Origin of the sequence: Glycomyces harbinensis (genome assembly GCF_900101745.1) — a bacterium.
GTDB classification, from domain to species: domain Bacteria; phylum Actinomycetota; class Actinomycetes; order Mycobacteriales; family Micromonosporaceae; genus Glycomyces; species Glycomyces harbinensis.
Genome location: NZ_FNAD01000002.1, coordinates 276130 through 299312, shown reverse-complemented (window position 1 = coordinate 299312; position 23183 = coordinate 276130). Strand labels below are relative to the sequence as shown.

20 protein-coding genes are annotated in these 23183 nt (G+C 70.3%); 8 read left to right on the top strand and 12 right to left on the bottom strand.

The window, feature by feature from the left end; translation table 11 throughout:
* The first annotated feature begins 156 nt into the window (after positions 1-156).
* Positions 157-1140 carry an ATP-binding cassette domain-containing protein gene (locus tag BLQ63_RS05045; protein WP_218125065.1) on the top strand — a complete coding sequence of 328 codons (984 nt, stop codon included), beginning with the start codon at positions 157-159 and terminating at the stop codon, positions 1138-1140.
* Positions 1137-1940, top strand: a complete 804-nt coding sequence (locus BLQ63_RS05040; RefSeq protein WP_091029499.1) for an ABC transporter permease — start codon at positions 1137-1139, stop codon at positions 1938-1940. The genes BLQ63_RS05045 and BLQ63_RS05040 overlap by 4 nt, the downstream gene beginning before the upstream one ends.
* A gap of 107 nt (positions 1941-2047) precedes the next feature.
* On the opposite strand, the gene BLQ63_RS05035 is transcribed toward BLQ63_RS05040, so the two are convergent.
* Complete coding sequence (locus BLQ63_RS05035; RefSeq protein ID WP_091029496.1) at positions 2048-2947, bottom strand: EamA family transporter; 900 nt, start codon at positions 2945-2947, stop codon at positions 2048-2050.
* 133 nt (positions 2948-3080) lie between these two features.
* On the opposite strand from BLQ63_RS05035, the gene BLQ63_RS05030 reads away from it, so the two are divergent.
* Complete coding sequence (locus tag BLQ63_RS05030; protein WP_245680846.1) at positions 3081-3584, top strand: MarR family winged helix-turn-helix transcriptional regulator; 504 nt, start codon at positions 3081-3083, stop codon at positions 3582-3584.
* Here the strand turns inward: BLQ63_RS05030 and BLQ63_RS05025 are convergent.
* Positions 3581-4489 (bottom strand): MBL fold metallo-hydrolase, encoded by a 909-nt coding sequence (locus tag BLQ63_RS05025; RefSeq protein WP_091029489.1) that lies wholly within the window; start codon positions 4487-4489, stop codon positions 3581-3583. The genes BLQ63_RS05030 and BLQ63_RS05025 overlap by 4 nt on opposite strands.
* Positions 4490-4810: 321 nt before the next feature.
* Here BLQ63_RS05025 and BLQ63_RS05020 point away from each other — a divergent pair, with 321 nt between their 5' ends.
* A complete protein-coding gene (locus tag BLQ63_RS05020; protein ID WP_091029486.1) occupies positions 4811-5905 on the top strand; it encodes a substrate-binding domain-containing protein in 1095 nt (364 codons plus the stop codon).
* A 242-nt stretch (positions 5906-6147) separates the two neighbouring features.
* Entirely contained in the window at positions 6148-7236 is a 1089-nt protein-coding gene (locus tag BLQ63_RS05015) for an LPXTG cell wall anchor domain-containing protein (RefSeq protein WP_091029481.1), read from the top strand.
* Between the two features lie 90 nt (positions 7237-7326).
* Here BLQ63_RS05015 and BLQ63_RS05010 read toward each other — a convergent pair whose 3' ends face one another.
* The 3 genes from BLQ63_RS05010 to glnA form a co-directional block, all read right to left on the bottom strand.
* The gene (locus tag BLQ63_RS05010) at positions 7327-7635 is read right to left on the bottom strand and encodes an AzlD domain-containing protein (RefSeq protein WP_091029478.1); all 309 of its coding nucleotides are present in this window, start codon (positions 7633-7635) and stop codon (positions 7327-7329) included.
* Positions 7632-8327 carry an AzlC family ABC transporter permease gene (locus tag BLQ63_RS05005; protein WP_218125064.1) on the bottom strand — a complete coding sequence of 232 codons (696 nt, stop codon included), beginning with the start codon at positions 8325-8327 and terminating at the stop codon, positions 7632-7634. Before BLQ63_RS05005 ends, BLQ63_RS05010 begins: the two co-directional genes overlap by 4 nt.
* A gap of 95 nt (positions 8328-8422) precedes the next feature.
* Complete coding sequence (glnA, locus tag BLQ63_RS05000; RefSeq protein WP_091029471.1) at positions 8423-9847, bottom strand: type I glutamate--ammonia ligase; 1425 nt, start codon at positions 9845-9847, stop codon at positions 8423-8425.
* A 307-nt stretch (positions 9848-10154) separates the two neighbouring features.
* Here glnA and BLQ63_RS04995 point away from each other — a divergent pair, with 307 nt between their 5' ends.
* On the top strand, positions 10155-10586 hold the full coding sequence (locus BLQ63_RS04995) for an RDD family protein (RefSeq protein WP_091029468.1): 432 nt from the start codon (positions 10155-10157) through the stop codon (positions 10584-10586).
* A 19-nt stretch (positions 10587-10605) separates the two neighbouring features.
* On the opposite strand, the gene BLQ63_RS04990 is transcribed toward BLQ63_RS04995, so the two are convergent.
* Entirely contained in the window at positions 10606-12036 is a 1431-nt protein-coding gene (locus BLQ63_RS04990; RefSeq protein ID WP_091029466.1) for an NYN domain-containing protein, read from the bottom strand.
* A gap of 128 nt (positions 12037-12164) precedes the next feature.
* Between BLQ63_RS04990 and BLQ63_RS04985 the strand changes: the two genes are divergently transcribed.
* Positions 12165-13301 (top strand): glycosyltransferase family 4 protein, encoded by a 1137-nt coding sequence (locus tag BLQ63_RS04985; protein ID WP_091030192.1) that lies wholly within the window; start codon positions 12165-12167, stop codon positions 13299-13301.
* Positions 13302-13310: 9 nt separating this feature from the next.
* Here BLQ63_RS04985 and BLQ63_RS04980 read toward each other — a convergent pair whose 3' ends face one another.
* Genes BLQ63_RS04980 through BLQ63_RS04970 form a run of 3 tightly spaced genes read right to left on the bottom strand, consistent with a single transcriptional unit; the run spans position 13311 to position 17576 of the window.
* A complete protein-coding gene (locus BLQ63_RS04980) occupies positions 13311-13982 on the bottom strand; it encodes a response regulator transcription factor (RefSeq protein ID WP_091029463.1) in 672 nt (223 codons plus the stop codon).
* A 12-nt stretch (positions 13983-13994) separates the two neighbouring features.
* On the bottom strand, positions 13995-15758 hold the full coding sequence (locus tag BLQ63_RS04975) for a sensor histidine kinase (RefSeq protein WP_091029460.1): 1764 nt from the start codon (positions 15756-15758) through the stop codon (positions 13995-13997).
* Between the two features lie 9 nt (positions 15759-15767).
* Positions 15768-17576 (bottom strand): AMP-dependent synthetase/ligase, encoded by a 1809-nt coding sequence (locus tag BLQ63_RS04970; protein WP_091029456.1) that lies wholly within the window; start codon positions 17574-17576, stop codon positions 15768-15770.
* Positions 17577-17906: 330 nt separating this feature from the next.
* Here BLQ63_RS04970 and BLQ63_RS04965 point away from each other — a divergent pair, with 330 nt between their 5' ends.
* Complete coding sequence (locus tag BLQ63_RS04965; protein WP_091029453.1) at positions 17907-18866, top strand: ROK family glucokinase; 960 nt, start codon at positions 17907-17909, stop codon at positions 18864-18866.
* A 68-nt stretch (positions 18867-18934) separates the two neighbouring features.
* Here the strand turns inward: BLQ63_RS04965 and BLQ63_RS28265 are convergent, their stop codons facing one another.
* The 3 genes from BLQ63_RS28265 to BLQ63_RS04950 all read right to left on the bottom strand — a co-directional run bounded on the left by BLQ63_RS28265 (position 18935) and on the right by BLQ63_RS04950 (position 22890).
* Positions 18935-20068 (bottom strand): right-handed parallel beta-helix repeat-containing protein, encoded by a 1134-nt coding sequence (locus BLQ63_RS28265; protein WP_091029448.1) that lies wholly within the window; start codon positions 20066-20068, stop codon positions 18935-18937.
* Positions 20069-20242: 174 nt separating this feature from the next.
* Positions 20243-21487: an ornithine cyclodeaminase, nickel-pincer nucleotide-dependent gene (locus tag BLQ63_RS04955; RefSeq protein ID WP_091029444.1), complete on the bottom strand. Its 1245-nt coding sequence runs from the start codon at positions 21485-21487 to the stop codon at positions 20243-20245.
* A 92-nt stretch (positions 21488-21579) separates the two neighbouring features.
* Positions 21580-22890 carry an MFS transporter gene (locus tag BLQ63_RS04950; protein ID WP_091029440.1) on the bottom strand — a complete coding sequence of 437 codons (1311 nt, stop codon included), beginning with the start codon at positions 22888-22890 and terminating at the stop codon, positions 21580-21582.
* Positions 22891-23183 lie beyond the last annotated feature (293 nt).

Genomic DNA, 23183 nt, shown 5'->3' with positions numbered 1-23183 from the left:
TCCGTGGGCCCGGAGCCGACCCTCCATTCTGGCCCCGCCAGTGTGATGCCAAAGCGGCATCAATATGACATCATGATGTTCGGCACACTTGTGCTGCGGAAACCTGAAACCCTGTCATTGCACCCGGCAGTGCGAACGCATCCGAAGGAGGACGACGTGTCGCCTGACAACGCCATCGAGACCGAAGGCCTGACCAAACGCTTCGGCGACCTGGTCGCCGTCGACCAGGTCGACCTGACCGCCCGCACCGGCACCGTGCTCGGTGTCCTCGGCCCCAACGGGGCCGGCAAGACCACCATGGTGCGCATGCTCGCCACCCTCTCCCAGCCCACGGCCGGCACCGGCCGCGTCGGCGGCTACGACATCGTGCGCAACGCCCCCGAAGTCCGGTCCCTCATCGGACTCACCGGCCAGTTCGCGGGCATCGACGAGCTGCTCACCGGCGAGGAGAACCTGCGGTTCATCGGCCGCCTCCTCGGCATGCCGACCAAGGACGCCAAGGCCCGGGCCCGCGAGCTCCTCGGCCAGTTCGACCTCTCCGACGCCGCCGACAAGGCCGCCAAGGCCTACTCCGGCGGCATGCGACGCCGCCTCGACCTGGCCGCCAGCCTCGTCGGGCGCCCGCAGATCCTCTTCCTCGACGAGCCGACCACCGGCCTCGACCCCAGGGCCCGCGGAGAGCTCTGGGAACTCGTGCGGGGCCTCGTCGCCGACGGCACCACCGTCCTGCTCACCACCCAGTACCTCGAGGAAGCCGACCAGCTCGCCCACGAGATCGTCGTCATCGACCACGGCAAGGTCATCGCCACCGGCACGCCGACCCAGCTCAAGTCGAAGATCGGCGGGCAGACCCTGCGCATCCAGCCCGAGGACCACGGCCAGCTCGACAGCCTGCGCGCCCTTGTCGCCGAGCGCTTCCCCGACATCGAGCCGATCGTCGAGGCCGGCGCGATCACCATCGGCGTCAACGACGACGGCGTCATGCCGGCGCTCGCCGCCGACCTGCGCGACCGCGGGATCACGCTGACCGACTTCCACCTCGGACTCTCCAGTCTGGACGAGGTCTTCCTGACCCTGACCGGCCACCGCACCGAGGCCGACGCCGACGACGAGACCCAGCCCGAGGAGGCCGCGAAATGACCGCCGCCACGATCGAGTCCCCGGTCATGGGCCGCCCCGGCCTGACCGACACCGTCCGCCAGACCCTCTCCATGGCCTGGCGCCAGATGGTCCGCATCAAGCACAACCCGTTCGAACTGGTCGACCTCTCCCTGAGCCCGGTCATGTTCCTGCTCTTGTTCGTGTACGTCTTCGGCGGCCAGATGGCCGGGTCGACCGCGGACTACCTCCAGTACGTCCTCGGCGGCCTCATCGCCCAGAACGCCATCTTCCTGACGATGTACACCGGCACCGGCATCAACGCCGACCTGCGCAAGGGCGTGTACGACCGGTTCAGGTCCCTGCCGATCGCGCGCTCGGCGCCCCTGGCCGGGAAGATCTTCGCCGACCTGTTCAAGCAGGTCTGGTCGATCGCGATCATGCTCGGCCTGGGACTGCTCATGGGCTTCGAGCTCCGCAGCTGGGCGGGGGCGCTCCTGGCGACCCTCGCGCTCGTCGTGTTCGCGCTGGCGATCTCGTGGGTCTCGGTGCTCATGGGGGTGGTGGCCGACTCCGAGGAGAAGGTCCAGATCTACGCCTTCGTGATCATCATGCCGCTGACGTTCACCTCCAGCGCCTTCGTCGACATCAACACGATGCCGGGCTTCATGCAGGCCTGGGCGAAGGTCAACCCGGTGACGCACCTGGCCGACGCCATGCGCGGGCTGCTCTCGTCCGGCCCCATCGCCGAACCGCTCCTGTGGACCTTCGCCTGGGCCGTCGGCATCTTCGCGGTGACCGCGCCCCTCGCGATGCGCGCCTATCGGCGGAAGATGGTCTAGCCCGTCGCCGATGCCGCAGAGCCGATCGCGCTTCGATCGGGTCTGCGGCACCGCGCCCCATTTTGACGATCCGGGCCGATGATGACGCGTACGTCGCGTTCCTGTACTCAGACTCGGACGAGGGCCTTGGGTTCGGGGGTCTGGGCCGGTGCCCTGCGGTACTGGAGCTGCGCCGCGACCGTCGCGGCCAGCGCGATCGCGAAGCCCGCGGTCTGCCAGGCGGTGAAGGTCTCGCCCAGGACGAGCCAGCCCACGGTCGCCGCCGTCAGGGGCGAGAGCAGGCCCAGGAAGCTCAACGGCACCACCGAGAGCCGCCCGATGCCGCGGAACCACAGCCAGTAGCCCAAGGTCGTGTTCACCAGGCCGAGGTACACGTAGCCGAGCACGTTGCCCGAGGTCATTGCCGGAATCGCGCCTTCGGTCGCGAACGCCAGGGGGATGAGCAGCAGTCCGCCCGCGGTCAGCTGCCAGCCGGCGAGCGCCGCCGGGCCCGCGTTCTCGGGGAGGCCCCAGCGCTTCGTCAGCGTCACCGCGACCGCCATCGACACCGCGCCGCCGATGCCCGCGAGGGCGCCGATCGCGTCGAGTTCGGCCCGGGCCGTCAGCACCACGAGCGCCACGCCCGAGACGCCGGCCAGGCCCAGGAGCCAGGTGCGCAGGCGCACCTGCTGGTGCAGGATCAGCATCGTCGCCCCGGCCGTCGCCAGCGGGCCGACCGCGGCGGCCACGGCCGCGACGCCGCCGGGGAGGCGGTAGGTCGCGATGAACAGCAGGGCGAAGAACGCGGCGATGTTCAGCGTGCCGATCACGGCCGACTTCCACCACCACGAACCCCTTGGGAGCCTTCGTGACAGGAGTACGAGGAGGAGGCCCGCGGGGAGGGCGCGGAGCATGGCGGTCAGGAACGGGCGGTCGGCGGGCAGGAACTCCGTCGTCACGATGTAGGTGGTGCCCCACATGACCGGGGCGAGGGCGGTCAAGAGGAGGTCTTTGGTGCCGCGGTTCATCGAGGGCTCCTAGAAGTAGCTTGCATGTGATTAGCTTACATCAAAGTAGCTTGGAGTCAAGATACTTGAACTGAAGTAAGATCGACGCCAGGCACTTCCGCGACGTCAATGCAGGTAGGGGAGAATGTCGACCATGACTGAGGACGCCGTGGACCGCATCATCGCGCAGTGGCGCCGCGAGATGCCCGAACTCGAACTCGACTCCATGGCCCTCTTCGGGCGCATCCACCGGATCTCCCGGAAGCTCGGCGCGCGCCTGCACGAGCTGCGCGCGCGCCAGGGCCTGGGGCCCAACGAGTTCGACGTCCTCGCGACCATCCGCCGTTCAGGCGAGCCGTACACGCTCTCGCCCAAGGAGATCAGCGCCGCCATGATGCTCAGCTCTGGCGGCCTCACCGGGCGCCTCGACAAGCTCGAAGCCGCCGGCTTCGTCGAGCGCCTGCCCGACCCGGGGGACCGCCGCGGGCTGAAGGTGCGCATGACCGACCTCGGCCGCGAGGTCATCGAGGACGCGGTCCGCATCGGGATCGCGGCCCAGGACGAGGCCCTGGCGCCCCTCACCCCGCAGGAGCGGCGGCAGCTCGACGGACTCCTGCGCAAGCTCCACGCGGGCTTCGAGGACCAGCCCTTCGACTAGCGCGTCATGTCGATGCTGTAGTCGAAGAGGTCGTAGACGATGACCGGAGGCGGCGGGCCCTGGGCCGCGGCGGGCGCCGGCGGCGCGGGCTCGGGCGGGGGAGGGGTGAGGGCCTCGCACCGTTCGAGGGCCGCCGTCATGGCCTCGGCGCCGAACGGGCTGTGCGCCAGCGCCTCCTCCTTCGTGACGAAGCCCTGCGCGACCTCCCGGCACAGCCGGGCCACCTCGGCGAGGTCCCTCGCCTGGGTCCGGGCCCACCAGTAGTCGGCCGGATCGCCGTGGCCGGGGACCACGATCGGCGGCTTCCAGCTCAGCAGGTACTCGACCGCCTGCGGCCACTCGTAGGGGAACGCGGAGCCGTACGAGGGCGGCGCGCCGCCCTCCAGCAGGTCGCCGGCGAACAGGACGCCCGCGTCGGGCACCTCCACGACCATGTCGTTGTCGCTGTGCGCGGGCCCCACCTGGCGCAGGACCACGGTGCGCCCGCCCAGGTTCAGGCCCACGGCCCCGTTGACGCGGCAGTTCGGCGGCACCAGGCGCGACCGGGCGATGCGGCGCGCCTCCTCCTCGCGGCCCTGGCCGCGGTACTTCGCGGCCCAGCGCTTGCGCTGCTCGTCGCCGCGGCTGAGATAGGTCGCGCCGTCGCCGGCGGCCCAGACGGCCGACTCGCCGAACGCGGCGGTGCCGAACCAGTGGTCGAAGTGGTCGTGGGTGTAGGCCACCTGCCAGGGCAGGTCGGTCAGCTCGCGGACCGCGGTGGCGAACGCGTACCCGGCGTCGGCGCTGACGCCGGTGTCGATCACCAGGCAGCACTCCTCGCCGATCACCAGTCCCAGGGATTGGTCCAGCTCCTCCATGCGGCGCACCCACACCTTGTCGGCCACTTCGATCCAGCGGTCACTCATGACCGCAATGGTATGCGGATGACGCCCGGTCCGGTTTTCCGCGACGCTGCGTGACGGTCCGGGCGCGAGGTCCGTCGCTCCGGGAGGGGCCGCGCGGCGGAGCCGTTCCCGCACGTTCTACCTTCGGGTTCGAATCGTTCTCGCCTCGACCGCGCGGTCTCCGTTCGCTCCGACGGGCGAGACGTAATATGGCTATGATCCTGATTCGCCCCCCAGTCGGGACACGGTTGTATTACGGAATGAGCCACTTGTTGCTTTTCCGGACTCGTGTAGGTTTCGGGTTGTCGTGAACCCCTCTTGTGTACGAAGGAGTACCGCCCCATGCACCTCAGTCGCCGCGGCCTGCTGTACGGATCGGCGGGCCTCGCAGCCGCCTCACTGGCCGGATGCGGCGAGGGCGAGGAAGCGGCCCAGCTCACCGGCTTCACCGGCATCTCCATGCCCACCGACACCTCCGAGCGCTGGGTGATCGAGGGCGAGGCGCTCGAGGAGAACCTCAAGCAGCTCGGCTACGAGGTCATCCACGAGAACGCCAAGGGCGACCTCGACGCGCAGCTCACGCAGATCCAGTCGATGGTCGACCGGGGGGTCGAGTTCCTCATCATCGGCGCGATCGACAACAAGTCACTCGGCGCGGTCCTGGGCGACGCGAAGAACCAGGGCGTCACGGTCATCTCCTACGACCGGCTCATCCTGGAGACCCCCGACGTCGACTACTACGCCTCCTTCGACAACTACCAGGTCGGCGTCCTCCAGGCCACGCACATCGTCGAGCGGCTGGCGCTCAAGGACAACCCGGGGCCGTTCAACATCGAGCTGTTCTCGGGCGACCCCGGCGACAACAACTCGCAGTACTTCTTCATGGGCGGCCTCGACACCTTCGAGAGCTACATCTACGAGGGCAAGGTCAGGATCCTCTCGGGCCAGACCGAGCAGGAGCCGACCGCGACCGTGGACTGGAGCGGCGAGGTCGCGAAGGAGCGCATGGACCTGCTTCTCAAGGACTTCTACAAGGACGACGAGATCCACGCGGTGCTCTCGCCCTACGACGGCATCAGCCGCGGCGTGGTGGAGGCGCTCGTCGAGAACGACTACGAGCCGGGCGACGACTTCCCGGTCGTGACGGGCCAGGACGCCGAGGCGCAGTCGCTGAAGGCGATCAAGGAGGGCACCGGCCAGACCGAGACGGTCTTCAAGGACACCCGCCTGCTCGCCTCCACCGTGACGGACATGGTCAAGGCGCTCGTGGACGGCGGCTCTCCCGAGGTCAACGACCTCGGGACGTACGACAACGGCTTCAAGTTCGTGCCCTCGCTCCTGCTCGAGCCGGTGGACGTCACGGCCGAGAACTACGTGGAGGTCGTGGTCGACAGCGGCTACCTCACCGAGGAGCAGATCGACGCCGGCGAGGCGTAACCGCGCATTCACGCCAACGACGGCCGGGCGCATTCGCCCGGCCGTTTCGCGGCATTCGACCCGACTCGAATCCCTTGCGGCCCATCTGTTCCCGCATCGTCCGTTACTCGATTGTTATGCGACCTCTCGTCGCGTTGGTGCGTGTCTCATTTGGTACGGTGCCGAAGCCGGTCAGTTGCTCACACCCTGACCGAGCGGCCCCCGATCCCCCCAATACCTACAGCCATCTACTTAGGAGAACCATGAACCGTACCCTCAAGCGGGTGCTGGGTCTGACCGGAAGCGTCATGCTCGGCGTCGCAGGAGCGGTCACCTTCGCCTCCGCCGCCCAGGCCCACCACGTCGAACTCGAGGGCACCGCCGTGTGCGCCGAGGACGGCAGCTGGACCGTCACGTGGGAGGCCACGGACTGGACCGACGACCCGGACAACCGTGGCTGGATCACCGCCGTCGACAGCGGTGACCTGGAGGGCGAGATCGTCGTCGGTGCCGAACTGCCCCTCCTGGGCAGCGACACCCCCCTCGTGGCGACCGAGACCCTGAGCAGCGACTTCGCCTCGGCCTCGCTCCAGATCGCGGGCGAGTGGGAGAACGGCAACAAGGACCAGGGCAAGCTCGTCACCGTCTACCAGCCCGAGGGCGGGTGCGAGCCTGAGGAAGAGCCCCAGCCCGAGCCCAACTTCTCGGTCTGGAGCGACTGCTTCGGCCTGAACGTCGTCGCTGAGAACCTGAACGAAGAGCTCCTCTCCGAGTTCACCATCACCCCGAGCGCCGGCGACGAGGTCGTCGTCACCCCCGCCTTCGGCGAGGAGTACTACGGCTACTTCGCGGTCGAGGACCCCGAGGCCGGCCTGAGCGTCGACATCGCCATCGACGGCGAGCTCGTGGAGACCTACACCTGGGAGCAGACCGGCAACTGCGACTGGGGCGTCGTCTACGACACCTGTGACGGGCTCGAGTTCGAGCTGACGATCCCGGCCGACGGCGAAGAGACCACCTTCACCTTCACGACCAGCTACAGCGATGAGCCGATCGTCGTGGTCGTCGCCCCGGGCACCACGGAGACCGTCACCATCGCCCCCGAGGGCAACGAGGGCTTCACCGCCTACTACACCATCACGACCCCCAAGGACGAGTACGAGGGCGAGATGCCGTGGGTTCCCTGTGACGAGGAGTCCCCGGCCCCGAGCGAGACCCCCTCGGCCGCTCCCCAGCTGCCCACCACGGGTAGCTCGCTGACGATCATGATCAGCTCGGCCGCCGCGCTGATCCTGGCCGCCGGTGTCATCTTCATGGTCATGCGCCGCCGCCGCGCCGCGCAGGACTGGTAGACCGCATCCCCTGAGGGACGCGGGCTCCGGTAGAGCTGCATGAAGGAAGGGCCGCACCGAAAGGTGCGGCCCTTTCCATGTCCCGGGGTCTCAGGCGACGCCCGCGAGGCGCAGCAGCGCCGTCGTTCCGGCCGCCGCGACGACGACGACGAGGATCGGGGCCCTGCGCCACGCCAGGAGTCCGCCGACGAGGACGCCCGCGGGGAGCGCCCAGCCCGCGAAGCCGCCGTCGGCGACGAGCGCGCCGGTCACCACCAGGGCCGCGAGCACCACCATGGCGCCGCGCTTCATCATCGTCTCGGTCCGCGCCGAGACGGTGATGCGGCTGCGCATCACCGGTCCGGCCAGACGGACCAGGAAGACGCCCACTGCGAGGGCGAGTACTGCGGCCATGGTCATGCCGCGTCCCCTTTCGGTCTGCGGCGGGGCCAGGTCGCCAGGAGCCCCACGAGCGCCAGCAGGACCGGGATGCCGGTGGGCAGGAACGGTGCGGTGCCGACGGCGATCAGGGCGCCCACCAGGACCGCCGCGAGCGTGTCGCGGTCCTTCAGCGCGGGCATCACCAGTGCCAGCAGCAGCGCCGGGAAGGCGGCGTCGAGGCCGAACACGTCCGGGTCGGGGACGAATCCGCCCGCCAGGACGCCGACCACGGTCCCGACGTTCCAGGCGACGAACATGATCGTGGTGGTGATCCAGTACGCGGCCCTGGCCCTGCGCCGGTCGTCCCCGGCGGACAGCGCGAACGCGGTCGACTGGTCGATGAGCATGAAGGTGCCGACCAGGCGCATCCACCACCGGTCCCAGTAGAGGTCGCCCACGGCCATGCCGTACGGGATGTGGCGCAGGTGGACGAGGACGCCGGCGGCGAGGCCGGCGAGCACGCCGCCGCCGGCCATCACGACGGCGAGCATCGCGAACTGGGAGGTGGCCGCGAAGGTCAGGAAGGACATGGCGACCGGGATCCACCAGGGGAGCCCCGCGGAGGTGGCGAGGGCGCCGAAGGAGACGCCCACGATGCCGATGCCGATCGACATGGCGCCGGCGTCGCGGTACAGGTCGCGATCGCGTTCTGGGGGGAATCGGGGAGACACCGGGCGAGTATCCCTCGTGACGGGCGGGGTGAACAAACGTTCAAGGGGCGCGACCGGTGCGTCACACCGGTCGCGCCCCTCGTCAGGCGTCGTTCTCAGACTTCGTAGTACAGGTCGAACTCGTGCGGGGTCGGGCGCAGGCGGATCGGGTCGATCTCGTTCTCGCGCTTGTAGGAGATCCAGGTCTCGATCAGGTCCGGGGTGAACACGCCGCCCTCGGTGAGGAAGTCGTGGTCGGCCTCGAGGTTGTCGAGCACCTTGTCGAGCGAGCCGGGGACCTGCTGGATGTCGCCGTACTCCTCCGGGCCGAGCTCGTACAGGTCCTTGTCGACCGGCGCCGGCGGCTCGATCTTGTTCTTGATGCCGTCGAGGCCCGCCATGAGCATGGCCGAGAACGCCAGGTACGGGTTGCTCGACGGGTCCGGCACGCGGAACTCGACGCGCTTGGCCTTCGCGTTCGAACCGGTGACCGGGATGCGGGTGCACGCCGAGCGGTTGCGCTGCGAGTAGACCAGGTTGACCGGCGCCTCGAAGCCCGGCACCAGGCGGCGGTAGGAGTTCACCGACGGGTTGGTGAACGCGAGCAGGCTCGGGGCGTGCCGGAGCAGGCCGCCGATGTAGTGGCGGGCGGTGTCCGACAGCCCGGCGTAACCGGTCTCGTCGTAGAACAGCGGGTCGCCGTTCGCCCACAGCGACTGGTGGGTGTGCATGCCCGAGCCGTTGTCGCCGAACAGGGGCTTGGGCATGAACGTGACCGTCTTGCCGGCCTGGGTGGCGGTGTTCTTGATGATGTACTTGAACTTCTGGACGTCGTCGCCGGAGTGCAGCAGCGTGTCGAAGCGGTAGTTGATCTCGGACTGGCCCGCGGTGCCGACCTCGTGGTGGGCGCGCTCGATGGTGAGGCCGCCCTCGATGAGGTTGGTGACCATGCGGTCGCGCAAGTCCGCGAAGTGGTCGACCGGGCCGACCGGGAAGTACCCGCCCTTGTGGCGGGGCTTGTAGCCCAGGTTCGAGCCGTTCTCCTCGGCGCCGGTGTTCCATGCGCCCTCGACCGAGTCGATCTTGTAGAAGGCCTGGTTGGCGGTCTGGTCGAAGCGGATCGAGTCGAAGATGTAGAACTCGGCCTCGGCCCCGAAGTACGCGGTGTCGGCGATGCCGGAGCCCGCCAGGTACTGCTCGGCCTTCTTCGCGACGTTGCGCGGGTCGCGGCTGTAGGCCTCGCGGGTGAAGGGGTCGTGGACGAAGAAGTTCAGGGCGAGGGTCTTCTGCTCGCGGAAGGGGTCGACGAACGCGGTCGCCACGTCGGGCAGCAGGAGCATGTCCGACTCGTGGATCTCTTGGAAGCCGCGGATCGAGGAGCCGTCGAAGGCGAGGCCCTCCTCGAGGAGGTCGTCGTCGAAGGACTCGGCCGGGATGTTGAAGTGCTGCATGACGCCGGGCAGGTCGCAGAAGCGGACGTCGATGAACTTCACGTCGTTGTCGCGGACGTAGCCGAGGAGCTCTTCAGGGCTGGAGAACACGAAGGTATTCCTCTCGGTAGGTGAGTGCCGGGAGGACCGTGGCGCGGCCCCCAGGCGGCTAGCTCGTACCGGCTCGCGAGCGGCGCCGAGGTGCCGAACTCGGCTCGCGGGCTTCGCCGGAAGTGCCGACCTCGCTGTCGACGCCTAAGCTTATTAGGCGAAACGCTAACCGCGATCAATTGCCCCACCGTAAATCAAATGTTTCGTGCGTGTTACTTGCAATATTCAGATCGTGTCCTGTTTGACAGAAACCACTGCTCACGACGGTGCACTCGGGGCGATTCGGGTCGAGTCGTAGACTCGCGCCATGACGACCGAACGCGGCGCGAAGACCCCCGAAACCCCCGGCGCAGGACAGGATCTGGCCCCGCTCATCGGCCGGTTCGTCGCGGTGCTCATCGACTGGATCGCGTGCCTGGCACTGGCCTACCTCATCGGCTGGGCCACCGGCCTGCGCATCGAGTTCGCCGACGTCAACCAGGCCCCCGCGGGCCTGTTCCTGCTCTACTACTCCTTCAGCCTGGCCGTCGGCACCCAGACCCTCGGCATGACGGCCATGCGGATCACCTGCGTCTCGGCGACCGACGGCGGACGCCTCGTGCTGTGGCGCTCGATCCTGCGGGCGCTGCTGCTGTCGCTGGTGCTCCCGGCGCTGACCGCGCTGTTCCACCCCTACCACCGGGGCCTGCACGACCTCGCCGCCGACTCGGTGATGCTGCGCGTCGGCGAGCAGCGCTGACGCGGCCGCGTCCGGCGCCTCAACTGCGCTGCAGCCAGCGCACCAGCAGCGGCGAGGGCACCGGGTAGGCCCCTTCGCGGCGCGCCCGCATCGCGACCTCCTGGTCGGACGACACCACCACGACCGGCCGGCCCTCGGGCTCGACCCGGGCGAGTTCGACCACCACGTCGTCGGCGATCTGGCCCTTGGCGCTGAACAGGACCCGCACGCCGCGGGCCGAGGGCTTGGCGCCGAAGATCGAGTCGGCGCCGTCGAACACCACCGTGATCTCCGCGTTCGTCTGCGCCGCGACCGCGCCCAGGCCCTGCACGAGCCGGTTGCGCTGCTGCTCCAGCGTCAGCGTCTCGCCCCAGGCGGAGATGGTCACGTTGTAGCCGTCGACGATGAGGTGCGGGTTCGGCAGCGCCAGCAGGTGGTCCAGGCGCAGCGGGTCGGTCGGGTCCAGTCCCCGCGAGCCCTCGGCGAGCCGCTCCTCGGGTTCGGCGCAGTACTCCTCGGCGACGTAGTCGGCCGGGCGCTCGGCGGCCGGCTCGAGGCCCAGCTCGCGCCGCAGGCCCGTCGCGGTGCCCGAGAGGGTGTCCAAGAGCAGCCACAGCCGCGCCGAGGTCAGGCGCTCGTGCTCGCGCTCGGTCTTGCGGGCCCGCTCCAGCGAGGACCGCAGCGACTCCACTTCGGACTCGAGGCGGCGGCGCTCGGAGCGCCGCTCGGCCTCCAGGTGCTTGAGCCTTCCGCGCTCGGCAGCCAGGTCGCCGGCGGCCTTCTGCGCCCGCTCGTCGGCGTCCTTGAGATCGCGGCGGGCCCGGCGCAGCTCCTCCTGGAGGGTCGCGGCGGCCGCGCGCTGGTCGGCGAGCGCCGAGCGGACCTTGCCGTTCTCCTTCTCCAACGCGGCCAAGCGCTTCAGGGCCGCCTCGTCCGGCGTCTCCGGGGCCGGCGGCTCCGGCGCCTCCTTGACCGCCGAGGCGGCGGAGGCGATGAGCTCGCGCCAGCCGTCGGGCCGCAGCAGGTACGTCAGGGCCGCGACCTCGGCGGCGTCGGCCATCGGCGAGACCTCCTCGCCGGTGCTGATCGCCGCCACGAGCGGCGAATCGGTCGAGGCGAGCACCCCGGCGAGGCCCTCGCGGAACCCGGCGTCCGACGACAGGGCGGCGGCGATCTCGCCCCTGGCGAGCTTGGCGCGCTTGGACGGACTGAACTTGAGGAAGCGGCGCAACCGGGCCGGGATCTTCCCCGGCGGCAGGCCCGGCATCGCGACCGCGGCGATCTCGACGGCCCTGCGCCGCACCGGTTCGGTCAGGAACACCGCGGTGCCCGTGTCGGCCGCAACGGGTTCGGCGGGGTCCCCCTCGCCGGACTCCGCGCCTCCCGGGCCGTCGCCGCGGGCGCCCTCGGCCGACGGGTCGGCACCCGCCGCTCCCGGGCCCTCGTCGCCGCTCGCCTGGCCGCTCAACATAGGCACCAGTGTGCCATCGCCGTCACAGCGGGCGAGTGCCGACCGCTGCCCTTCATTTCCCGGTCATCCCGGATCGCCTCACGCGCCTCCGCGGCGTGTCAGACTGGTGCGATCATGGAGGGGGCATGATGAGCCGCACGTTGCTGGTGACCAACGACTTCCCGCCCCGCCGCGGCGGGATTCAGACCTTTGTGCACGGTATGGCCCTGCGGCTGCCCTCGGACGACCTGGTGGTGTACACCTCGACGTCACCGGGCTGGGCCGAATTCGACGCCGCGCAGCCCTTCACCGTGGTCCGCGACCGGACCGGGATGCTGCTGCCCACCCCGAGGGTCGCCCGCGCCGTCACCGACCTCGCCCGCGAGCACCGCTGCGACCGGGTCTGGTTCGGCGCCGCCGCCCCGCTCGGCCTCCTGGCCGCGGGCCTCAAGCGCGACACCGGGATCGAGCGGGCGATCGCCCTGACCCACGGCCACGAGGTCGGATGGGCGGCCATGCCCGGCACCCGCGGGATGCTCGGGCGCATCGCGGCCTCGCTCGACGTCATGACCTACCTGGGGGACTACACCTACCGGCGCATCGCCCCCGTCGCCGGGCACCTGACCCGCCTGGAGCAGCTGACGTTCGGCATCGACGCCGAGACCTTCCACCCCGGCGTGGACGGCACGCCCGTGCGCGCCCGCCACGGCCTGGGCGACAAGCCGGTGATCGTGTGCGTCTCGCGGCTGGTGCCGCGCAAGGGCCAGGACACGCTCATCGCGGCGCTCCCGCACGTGCGCGCCCAGGTCGGCGAGGACGTGCGGCTGCTCATCGTCGGCCAGGGCCCCTACGAGCAGCGCCTGCGGGCCCTCGCCCGCCAGCACGGGGTCGCCGACGCGGTCGTCTTCACCGGCGGCGTGCCCGAGTCCGAACTGGCCGCGCACTTCGCGGCCGGCGACGTCTTCGCGATGCCCTGCCGCACCCGCCGGCGCGGACTCGACGTCGAAGGGCTCGGCGCGGTGTTCCTCGAAGCCGCGGCCTCCGGACTGCCGGTCATCGCGGGCGACTCCGGCGGCGCCCCGGACACGGTCCTGCACGACCGGTCCGGCTGGGTCGTCGACGGCCGCGACCTCGGCGAGATCACCTACCGGCTCGCGCAGGTGCTCACCGACCCGCCGCTGGCCCGAAGGCTGGGGGCGGCGAGTCGCGAATGGGCCCTGAGCGAATGGACCTGGGAACGCCAGGCCGGACGCCTCGGGGGGATGCTCTACGGGGAGACGGTCTAGACCCTCGGCCTAGAACTTGGGCTGGTCGGGGGCTTCCAGGAGGCCGAGCTTCAGGGCGGTCATGAGGGCCTGCGCGCGGTTGCCCGCGCCGAGCTTCTCGTACAGCTTCGAGATATGGGTCTTCGCCGTCGACTCCGAGACGTACAGCTGCTTCGCGATCCCGGCGACCGACAGGCCGTCGGCGAGGAGCTTGAGCACCTGCGACTCGCGGGGGGACAGCTGCGGGCCCGTCGGGGTCAGGCGCCGCTGCATCGCCTCGGCCAGGTCCGCGGCGCTGAACGCCGTCGGGTTCGACGCCGCGTGCCGCGCGGCCGCCACGACGTCGTTCGCGGGGGCCGACTTCGGCACGAACGCCGAGGCGCCCGCGTCGAGCGCCCCGAACAGCTGGTCGTCGCCGGCGTACATCGTCAGCACCACGATCCCCATGTTCGGGTGCGCCTTGCGGAGCTTGCGGGTCGCGTCCAGACCCGACCCGTCGGGCAGGCGCAGGTCCATGATCACGACGCTGGGCATGAGGGAGGAGGCCATCCGCAGGGCGTCGGCGGCGGTGTCGGCCTCGCCCACCACCTCGAACTCGGGGTCGCGGTCGAAGGCATGCCGGAGGCCCTTGCGGATCAGGTCGTGGTCGTCGACGATCAGGACCGTCGTCTGACCGTTCGTCTCCAGCGCGTCAGCGTTCATGCGTGTCTCTCCTCATTGGCTGCCACGGCCACCACCGTGGTCGGGCCGTCGGGCCGGCTGTTCAGTTCTCGCAGTGCGGTCGGCCGCCGCCCAGGCCGCGGACCCCGGGCGGGGGGCCTCGGCCCGTGGGGTGGGCCGCGCACCCGCGTTGAGTACGACCGCCACGGTCGTCCCGTGCGGCTGGTGCGGGCGGATCTCCAGGGAGCCCCGGATCCGCTCGGCCCGCTCGCTCATGATCGCCAGCCCGTAGCGCCCCTCGGCCGCTTCGCCGGAGAGCCCCTGACCGTCGTCGGTCACCTCGATCCGCGTGTACGGCGGGTCCACCTCGCACGTCACCCACAGGTTCTCCGCCCGCGCGTGCTTGCGGGCGTTCGTGATCGCCTCCTGTGCGATCCGCAGGAGCTCGGCTTCGGTGCTCGCGGGCAGCCGCGCGCCGCCCTCGTCGAGCGACAGGTGCACCCTGAGCCCGGCGGAAGCGCCCACAGTACGAGCATAGTCCGCGATCGCCGAGGCCAGGCCCCCCTGACGGTCGACGTTCGAGCGCAGCTCGAACAGGGAGAAGCGCAGCTCGGTGACGAGGCGCGTCACCTCGCTCCTGAGGTCCTCCAGCTCGCCCTTGGCCTCCCCGGCCTCGGGCGGCAGGATCGCCATCGCGTTGTCGATCCCGTAGCCGAGCATCGCCAGCTCCTGGGCGATGCCGTCGTGGATCTCGCGGGCCAGGCGCTGGCGCTCCTCGGTGGTCGCCATGGAGCGCACGTCCTCGAACAGGAGCGCGGTCTCCAGGCGCAGGGCCGCGCCCTTGGTGCGGTCCTCGGCGGCGGAGATCGTCTCGGGGCCGAACGCGGCGGGGTCGTCGGCCTCGATCGCGACGAGCCCGACGGTGCGGCCCTCGGCGACGAGCGGGATGACCAGGGACGCGACCGGGCCCTGCGTGGAACGCGAGAGCGGGACCTGCCCGGCCTGCGGCTTCTGCCCGGCCCAGGCGTCGGCCAGGAGCGAGTTGAGCTGCGGGGAGGTCTCCCAGTCGACGCGCTGGTCGGCGTGCTGGGCGAGGACGACCAGGCGCCTGCCGGAGGCCGCCGAGAGCACGGCGGCGCGGGCGACGCCGGGGATGCGCGAGGCGGTGTCGACGATCTCGGTCGCGATCCCGCCCGGGTCGAGGGTGGAGCCCGGGAGCTGCCTGGCGACGACGCGCAGCTGCGTGAGCAGGGCCGCGGCCTCGGCGTACGGCAGCTGCGAGTGGTGCATGTCGGAGGTGCGCGAGCGGCGCAGCCACCAGGCGCCGACGGCCGAGGCGAGCCCGAAGGCGAGCGCGACGGCCACGGTCGTGACGTAGGTGCCGCGCTCGTAACCGGAGACCCGCGGGGCCTGCGCGATGAGGCCGACGGCCGCGACCGCGACGAGCGCGGGCGGCCCCCAGGTCCGCATGCGGGCGTAGCGGCCCTCCTCGCCGGCGGGCTGTCCCGCGGCGTCGAACGCGGCGGTCGCGAACGGCGCGATCAGGTAGGGCAGCATCCAGGCCGGGAGCCCGCCGGTGGCGAGCGTCCCGAGCACGACGACCGCCACTTCCGCGAGCCGCCCGGCCGGGGCCAGGAGGCGGTGGCGGGGGAGGACCACGCCGGGGAGCGCGGCCAGGGCGAGGATGCCGCACCAGGTCGCCGCGTCGGCGAGCCCGACCGCGACCCATCCGAAGACGGCGACGAGCCCGAACAGCACGCCCCGCAGCGCGACGGCGGGCAGTCGCCACTGGCGCTCGAGCACCGCCTCCTCGCCCATGGACCCTCGCTATCGCTTCGTGTCTTCCCGCGCCTTCTCGTAAAGCGCGTTGATCTCGCTTGAGTATTTTTCCATGACTACGTGCCGTTTGACCTTGACTGAGGGAGTGATTTCTCCGGCGTCCTCGGACAGTTCGACCGGAATGACCCGGAAACGCTTGATCTGCTCCGCTTTGGAGACCGTCGCATTCGCCTCGTCGACCTTCACCTGGAGCTCGGCGAGGAGCTCGGGGTCCTCGGTGAGGTCCGCGATGGCCGTCTTCGGGTCCTTGCCGCGGCGCGAGAGCCAGTCCGGGAGCATGTCCCCGTCGACCGAGATGAGCGCCCCGATATAGGGGCGGCCCTCGCCGACGACCATCGCGTAGGCGATGAGCGGGTGGGCGTCCATGATCTTCTCCATCGGCCCCGGCGCGACGTTCTTGCCGCCGGCGGTGACGATGATGTCCTTCTTGCGCCCGGTGATGGTCACGTAGCCGTCGTCGTCGATCTCGGCGATGTCCCCGGTCGAGAACCAGCCGTCGGCGTCGAGCACCTCCGCGGTCGCGGCGTCGTTGTTCCAGTACCCGCCGAAGACCTGGAGGCCCTTGGCCTCCAGCTCGCCGTCGTCGGCGACGCGCAGCGCCGTGCCCGGGATCGGGCGCCCGATCGAGCCGACCTTGATGGCCGTGGGCAGGTTCAGCGAGAGCACCGGCGAGGTCTCGGTCAGGCCGTAGCCCTCGAAGATGGTGATGCCGACGCCGCGGAAGAAGTGGCCCAGCTCGGGGCCGAGCGCCGCGCCGCCGGAGACGGCGCTGGTGCACGCGCCGCCGACCGCGGCCCGGATCTTCCCGTAGACGAGCACGTCCCACAGCTTGTGGCGCAGCTTGAGGCCCAGGCCGGGCCCGCCGGGCTTGTCGAGCGCGCGGCTGTACTCCTTCGCGCAGACCGCGGCCTTCTCGAACAGGTGGCCCTTGCCGCCGTCCACGGCCTTCTGGTGCGCCCCGGCGTAGACCTTCTCGAACACGCGGGGGATCGCCAGCAGGGTCGTCGGCTTGACCACCGGCATGATCGCGGTGAGCTTCGAGCGGTCGGCGTGGGCGATCGTCGTCCGCGACTCGACCCCGGCGATCTGGAGGATCCGCGCCAGGACGTGCGCGAGCGAGAGGAACATGAGCATCCGCGCGCCCTCGAAGAGCACGACCGGCACCTCGGGGATGACGTTGCGGATGTCCGCCAGGAGGTTCCGGTGGGTCAGCATGCAGCCCTTGGGCCGACCGGTGGTCCCCGACGTGTAGACGATGGTCGCCAGGTCGTCGGCCCGGCGAGCGGTGCGCCGCTCCTCGATGTCGACCCCGGAGTCGGCGCCGAGCGCGTTCAGCGCGTCCACCCCGCCGCCGTCGATCGACCACACGTCCTTGACGGCGGTGCCCAGGCCCTCGATGAGGTCCTTCATCTCGGGCGTCTCCGCGATGGCGGCCACCGCCCCGGAGTCCTCCAGGATCCATCGCGCCTGGTCGGCCGAGGAGGTCTCGTAGATGGTGACCGTGACGGCCCCGGCCGCCCAGATCGCGTAGTCGAGCAGGGTCCACTCGTAGCGCGTGGACGACATGAGGGCCACCCGGTCGCCGGGCTGCACGCCCGCGGCGGCCAGGCCCTTCGCGGCGGCGATCACCTCGTCGCGGAACGCGGGCGCGGTGACGTCCTGCCACGTCGCGCCGTCGTCGAACGAGCGCATATAGAGAATGGAAGCGGGGTGGTTGTCGGCCGCGTCCCACAGCGCGGTGAGGGTGTTGTCTTCGTCGGGCACAGTCACCACGGGGGGGACGGCGAACTCGCGCATGGAAATGCTCCGTTCATGACGCCATGTTCACGGCTTTGTAAAGTGGCTCACATTCATGTTACCGGCGGGTCAACTTCTATGGGAAGAGGGACTGTGAGGCGGACCATGATGTTAACGGCAGCCTAGCCGAGCAGGCACGAAGTTGGCTATCGGCGTCGCCGCCCACTGTCAACTAAGCCCGATCGCACCCCCGCCCCGGTGCTACCTTCGCCAAGAGGGATGGATCGGCCGATTTCCTCGGGAGTTAATCGTGCCGTAAAGTCTGTCGGTGGCCCGCAGCGTCGCGTGGCAGCCAACGCCTCAATTCCGTGAACCGCTGGAGGGACAGCAGTGAGCCTGACTATCGGAGTCGACATCGGGGGCACCAAAGTCGGCGGCGGTCTCGTCGACGAGAACGGCAACGTCCTCGCAACGACCCGGCGCCCCACCCCGGCGGACGACACCACCGGCGTCATCCAGGCGGTCAAGGAAGTCGTCGAAGAGCTGCGCGAAGGCCGCGAGATCGAAGCCGTGGGCATCGGCGCGGCCGGCTGGATCTCCTCGGACCGGTCCACGGTCATGCTGGCCCCCAACCTGTCCTGGAAGGACGAGCCCCTCCGCGACAAGGTCGCCGCCGTCATCGACCTCCCCGTCGTGGTCGAGAACGACGCCAACGTCGCCATCTGGGGCGAGCACCGCTTCGGCGCAGCCAAGAAGCACCGCTCCTCGGTGCTCTACACGATCGGCACCGGCGTCGGCGGCGGCATCGTCGTCAAGGACAACCTCCTCCGCGGCACCCACGGCGTCGCCGCCGAGATCGGCCACATCCGCTCCGTCATGCCCGACGGGCGGACGTGCGGCTGCGGGCGCACCGGCTGCCTCGAGCAGTACGCCTCCGGCCGGGCCCTGACCCGCGCCGCACGCGACGGCGCCGCCGAGCACCCCGCGAAGGCCGCCGTCCTGCTCAAACTCGCCGGCGGCGACCCCGAGGCCATCAGCGGCCGCCAGGTCACCGAAGCCGCCCGCCAAGGCGACGAGATCGCACTCGCCGCCTTCGACTCCATCGGCTACTACCTCGGCAACTCCGCCGCCGACATGGTCAACCTCATCGACCCCGGCGTCATCCTCATCGCCGGCGGCGTCGTGGACGCGGGCGACCTCCTCCTCGACCCCATCCGCAGGCACTACCAAGAGGCCCTCGGCAACCGGGCCAAGGTGCCCGTCGCCGAGGTCCGCGCCGCCGAGCTCGGCTCCAAGGCCGGCGTCATCGGCGCGGCCGACCTCGCCCGCCACCGCGAGATCGTCCCCTAGGGCCCCGGCAGCGACGAACGAAGGGCCGAAGCGAACGCTCCGGCCCTTCAACGCTCAGTGCCGCCCCGTCAGCACACGTTCACCGAGGCGTTGCCCGAGATCGTCCAGTTGGTGTTCTCACCGCACGGCGACTCCCGCACCGAGGTGTTGTTCACCGTCATGATCATCCAGATGTCCTTGTTGTTCGCGAACTCCGTGCGCGCCGCCAGGCGGACCTCGCCGCCGCCGTTGACGGTCCCGCCCCTGATCGAGACGTTGTAGCAGTTCTCGATCAAGACCGAGTTGTTGCCGTTGCTCGCCAGGTCGACGTTCTTGATGACCACGCCGCCGGACTGCGACACGCAGAAGATCCCGCGCCCGCCCCCTCGGGAGATCACGTTGTCGACCCAGATGTTGGTGCTGTACGAGCCGTTCGACAGCCGGCCGTTGGTGTTGGCCATGCGGAAGGTCGCGTAACCGGTCCCGGCCCCGACGTTGTTGCCGTCGACGGTGCCGACCCACCCGTTCCGGGAGTTCTGGATCAGCAGACCGGACTCGCCCACGTTCCGGGCGGTCACCTTGGTGATGTTGAACCCGTCGATGTTCCAGGTCTCCACCGCGTGGCTGCCCGCGCCCGACACGTAGATGTCGTTCATGGTCACGTTGTAGTTCCAGGCCGCGTCCCGGTCGAAGCGGATGCCCATGCCGCCCGAGAGCGTCAGGTCGATGTCGCCGAGCTTCAGGCCGTTGGTCCCCGAGAACCGCAGCCCGAAGTACGGGTTGCCGCTCATCTTGAGGAACGCGATGTTGACGTCGGTGGTGTTGATCGCCTCGATCGCGCCGCGACCGGAGCGGTTGCCCACGGTGATCGTGCCGCAGCCCTCGAAGGTCTTGCCGCTCTGGATGGTGATGGTGCTGGCCCCGATGTTGCCCGAGGCCATCACGGCGACGCGCTGGCCGCTGGAGATGGTGTCGACGCCGGCCTGGACCGCCGCGCGGTAGTCCGATCCGGAGTAGACGGTGGTGCTGCCTTCCCTGGTGACGTAGGCGCCGCTGGATCCGGTGACGGTCGCGTGCGGCGTGCCGGAGCCGCAAGAGGCCTGGGCGTGCGCGGCGTCGTCGGTCCCGATCTGCGGGAGTGCGACGGCGCCGACGGCTCCCATGAGGAAGGCGCCGGCGGTCGCCGCGAGGAGGCGGAGTCCCCGTCTTGGCGTGAGGGTCATGGCTGTGCTCCTATCGGAGTGTGCTGCGGTGAAACGATTCAATCTAAATATCGATATGAATCGATGTAAGGGGATCATAGCGGGCGCGGCCCGCTTTGGAAAGCGCTGCCCAGACCTATTTCATGACAAAGCGAGGGCGGCCGGGTCGCCCCGGCCGCCCCTGGCGCCCGTGCGCTAGTCGCGCTTGTAGCCGACGACGAGCTCCCCGGCGAGCTGCTCGCAGAACAGGCCGATGTCGGTGATGACGCCGGTGGCCTGGGCCGAGCCGCGGTCGGCGAGCTTGGTGACCGTGGCGGGGTTGATGTCGACGCTGACCAGCGGGACCGTCGCGGGGAGGAGGTTGCCGGTGGCGATGGAGTGGAGCATGGTGGCGACCATGATCGCGAAGCCCACGCCCGGGAGCTCGGCGCGCATGGCCCGCTGGCCCTCGATGACGTCGGTGTAGACGTCGGGCAGGGGGCCGTCGTCGCGGACGGAGCCGACGAGCACGAACGGCTTGCCGTTCTTGACCATCGCGTGCATGATGCCGCCCTTGAGGACGCCCTGCTCGACGGCCTCGGCGATGGAGCCGCAGGTGCGGATCTTGTTGATGGCCCGGATGTGGTGCTCGTGGCCGTGGGGCACGCCGTGGCCCTTGTCGAGGTCGACGCCCAGGGAGGTGCCGAAGAGGTTCGACTCGATGTCGTGGGCGGCGAGGGCGTTCCCGGCGAAGATGACGTCGGCGTAGCCGTCGTTGATGAGCGCTTCGAGGGCCTTGCCGGCGCCGGTGTGCACGATGGCGGGGCCGCCGACCCACAGGATCTTCTCGCCGCGGGCCTTGACCTCGCGCATCTTCTCGGCGATCTGGCGGACCTGGAGCGCCTGCGGCCGTTCGGAGGAGACGCCGGAGTTCATGAACTCGAAGTTCGAGGACTCGGGGTCGGTGCGCACGGGCTCGGGCAGCGGGAGGACCTTGACGCCCTCGCCGCCGCAGACGACCAGCTGGCCCTCCTTGACGTCGGACACCGGGAGGGTCCAGGCGCGGGTGCGGTCCTCCGAGACGATGATGCCGCAGTCCATCTCGGAGTTCTCGACGTCCATCCAGGCGCCGTTGAGGCGGACCCGGGTGTCGAAGTTGGTGGTGGAGTAGAAGTCCTCGGGGAAGACGCCGTCGCGCACGGCCGGCTTGAGGGTGGCGATGCCGGGCTCGAGCGGGTTGGCCCCGTGGGTCTGGAGGCGCATGACGATCCGCTCGACCAGCTCGGGGGTCTCGGCCGAGACGGTGAGCTGGACGTAGGACTCGTCGGTGTGGTGGCGTCCGACGTCGAAGCGGTCGATCGTGTACGACCCCGAGTACTCCAGGACGTCATCCATGACGCGGGCGAAGACGCCCTGGTCGATGAGGTGTCCGCGCATCTCGACGGTCTTTGCGTGTTCCACGTTGGTGCTCCTGTTGCTTCCCGGGCTCGACGGTCGCCAGGGCGAGCCTAACTCCCTGGAGGTGCCGGCGCGCTGCGCCCTCGCGGGGGACTTCAGGCGGGGGTCGCGGGAGCGGCCGGGGCGGCGGCGGTCTTGGCCGCCGCGATCTCCGCGGCGGTCGGCCAGTTGCGCGTGACCAGGTACTGGAAGCCGAATCCGATCAGGCCCCAGACGCCGACGACGTACGGCACGGGGACGCCGAACTCGACGACGAGCCCGACCCCGGCGATCGCGATGCCCTGGGACAGCTGGAGTCCGGAGTTCGCGGCGGCGACGACGCGCCCGCGCCAGCCGTCGGGGATGCACTGGGCGAGCGTGGCGTTCATGGGCGCCATGATCATGTTCGCGACGCCCGCGCCGGCGGCGATGAGGAGCACGCCCGCCAGCGGCGGGTCCAGCAGCCCGCCCGCCAGGACCGCGGGGGCGAGGAACGCGAGCGGCCGGATGAGCTTGTCGCGCACCGAGGGGCGCACGAACCGGGTGAACAGCAGCGTGGCGGTGACCGCGCCGACGGCGTCCACGGCCATGATGACGCCCTGGGTGCGGGCGTCGCCGCCGAGGTGCGCCGCCCACAGGACCGCGACGCCCTCGGGGACGGCGGTGAGCGCGAACAGGCCCCAGATGCCGAGCGAGACCGTGCGCAGGACCTTGTTGTCGCGCAGCATCCGCAGGCCGTCGGCGGTCTCGGCGAGCACGTGGCGGCGCTCTTCGCGCTTGTTGACGGAGGGCCGGTGCCTGACCAGTCCGACGATGGCGACGGCGCTGACGACGAACAGGACCGCGTTGACCGCGAGGGCCGTGTGCGGGTCGACGGCCGAGAGCAGGCCGCCGGAGAGGTAGCCGATGATCTGGGCGGTGGCGCCGGCGCTGAAGGTCAGCGCGATCGCGACCGAGAGGCGGTCGCCGGTGAGGATCTGGGCGAGGGTGGCGACGCGGGCGGCGTTGTAGGCGGGCTGGACCGCGGCGACGGCGAAGACGATCACCATCATCGCCGGGACCGGCAGGCCCGGGACCAGCAGCAGGGCGACGAGCGCGGCGCGCAGCAGGTCGCACACGATCATCACGCTGCGGTAGGCGTACCGGTCCACGATCGCGCCGAGGACCTGGGCCAGGCCGAGATAGGGCGCGAAGCTGATCGCGAAGGTGGCCGCGGCGAGGGCCGAGGAGCCGGTCTGGTTCCAGACGAGGTAGGTGACCGCGACCCGGTTGAGCATCGAACCGATGTTGGAGAGGCAGTACGCGCCGAGGAACGCCGCGGCCTCGCGGTCGCCGAAGACCTCCGAGAATCTCGGTTTGCGGTCCTCCTCCTGCGCCGCGCCGTCGGCGGCACCGGCCGCCGCCGGCTGGGGGTTCTGGTTCGACACGGGGCCTTCCTTGCCAAGTGGGCGCCAATGCTCGGCCCGCAGGCGTCCGCGGCGGTCGCCGTGGTCCGGCTCCGTGCACGTCGGCCCGCATTCCGCATGCACCGCTGGGGAAGCGATGCCTGAAGGGGCGGTAAGTGACAATCCTCCGCGATTGCCGCAAGTGTCACCAGTCTGCCGCTGACGCAGAAGGTTGTCAAGCGTCCCACTGTGTTCAAAGTGCAAAAACCCGGACGGAGGCGATGGGTCCGGACTCGGCGGCCAAACCGTTCGGCGGGCGGCCGGGAAAAGCGTAT

What these genes read in the sequence shown, in the direction of transcription:
- BLQ63_RS04990 (WP_091029466.1), bottom strand. Translation starts at nt 12,036, where the DNA reads ATGTTGAGCGGCCAGGCGAGCGGCGACGAGGGCCCGGGAGCGGCGGGT.
- BLQ63_RS04975 (WP_091029460.1), bottom strand. Translation starts at nt 15,758, where the DNA reads ATGGGCGAGGAGGCGGTGCTCGAGCGCCAGTGGCGACTGCCCGCCGTC.
- BLQ63_RS05010 (WP_091029478.1), bottom strand. Translation starts at nt 7,635, where the DNA reads ATGACCATGGCCGCAGTACTCGCCCTCGCAGTGGGCGTCTTCCTGGTC.
- BLQ63_RS05015 (WP_091029481.1), top strand. Translation starts at nt 6,148, where the DNA reads ATGAACCGTACCCTCAAGCGGGTGCTGGGTCTGACCGGAAGCGTCATG.
- BLQ63_RS04985 (WP_091030192.1), top strand. Translation starts at nt 12,165, where the DNA reads ATGAGCCGCACGTTGCTGGTGACCAACGACTTCCCGCCCCGCCGCGGC.
- BLQ63_RS28265 (WP_091029448.1), bottom strand. Translation starts at nt 20,068, where the DNA reads ATGACCCTCACGCCAAGACGGGGACTCCGCCTCCTCGCGGCGACCGCC.
- BLQ63_RS04995 (WP_091029468.1), top strand. Translation starts at nt 10,155, where the DNA reads ATGACGACCGAACGCGGCGCGAAGACCCCCGAAACCCCCGGCGCAGGA.
- BLQ63_RS05030 (WP_245680846.1), top strand. Translation starts at nt 3,081, where the DNA reads ATGACTGAGGACGCCGTGGACCGCATCATCGCGCAGTGGCGCCGCGAG.
- BLQ63_RS05035 (WP_091029496.1), bottom strand. Translation starts at nt 2,947, where the DNA reads ATGAACCGCGGCACCAAAGACCTCCTCTTGACCGCCCTCGCCCCGGTC.
- BLQ63_RS04980 (WP_091029463.1), bottom strand. Translation starts at nt 13,982, where the DNA reads ATGAACGCTGACGCGCTGGAGACGAACGGTCAGACGACGGTCCTGATC.
- BLQ63_RS04970 (WP_091029456.1), bottom strand. Translation starts at nt 17,576, where the DNA reads ATGCGCGAGTTCGCCGTCCCCCCCGTGGTGACTGTGCCCGACGAAGAC.
- BLQ63_RS05025 (WP_091029489.1), bottom strand. Translation starts at nt 4,489, where the DNA reads ATGAGTGACCGCTGGATCGAAGTGGCCGACAAGGTGTGGGTGCGCCGC.
- BLQ63_RS05020 (WP_091029486.1), top strand. Translation starts at nt 4,811, where the DNA reads ATGCACCTCAGTCGCCGCGGCCTGCTGTACGGATCGGCGGGCCTCGCA.
- BLQ63_RS05040 (WP_091029499.1), top strand. Translation starts at nt 1,137, where the DNA reads ATGACCGCCGCCACGATCGAGTCCCCGGTCATGGGCCGCCCCGGCCTG.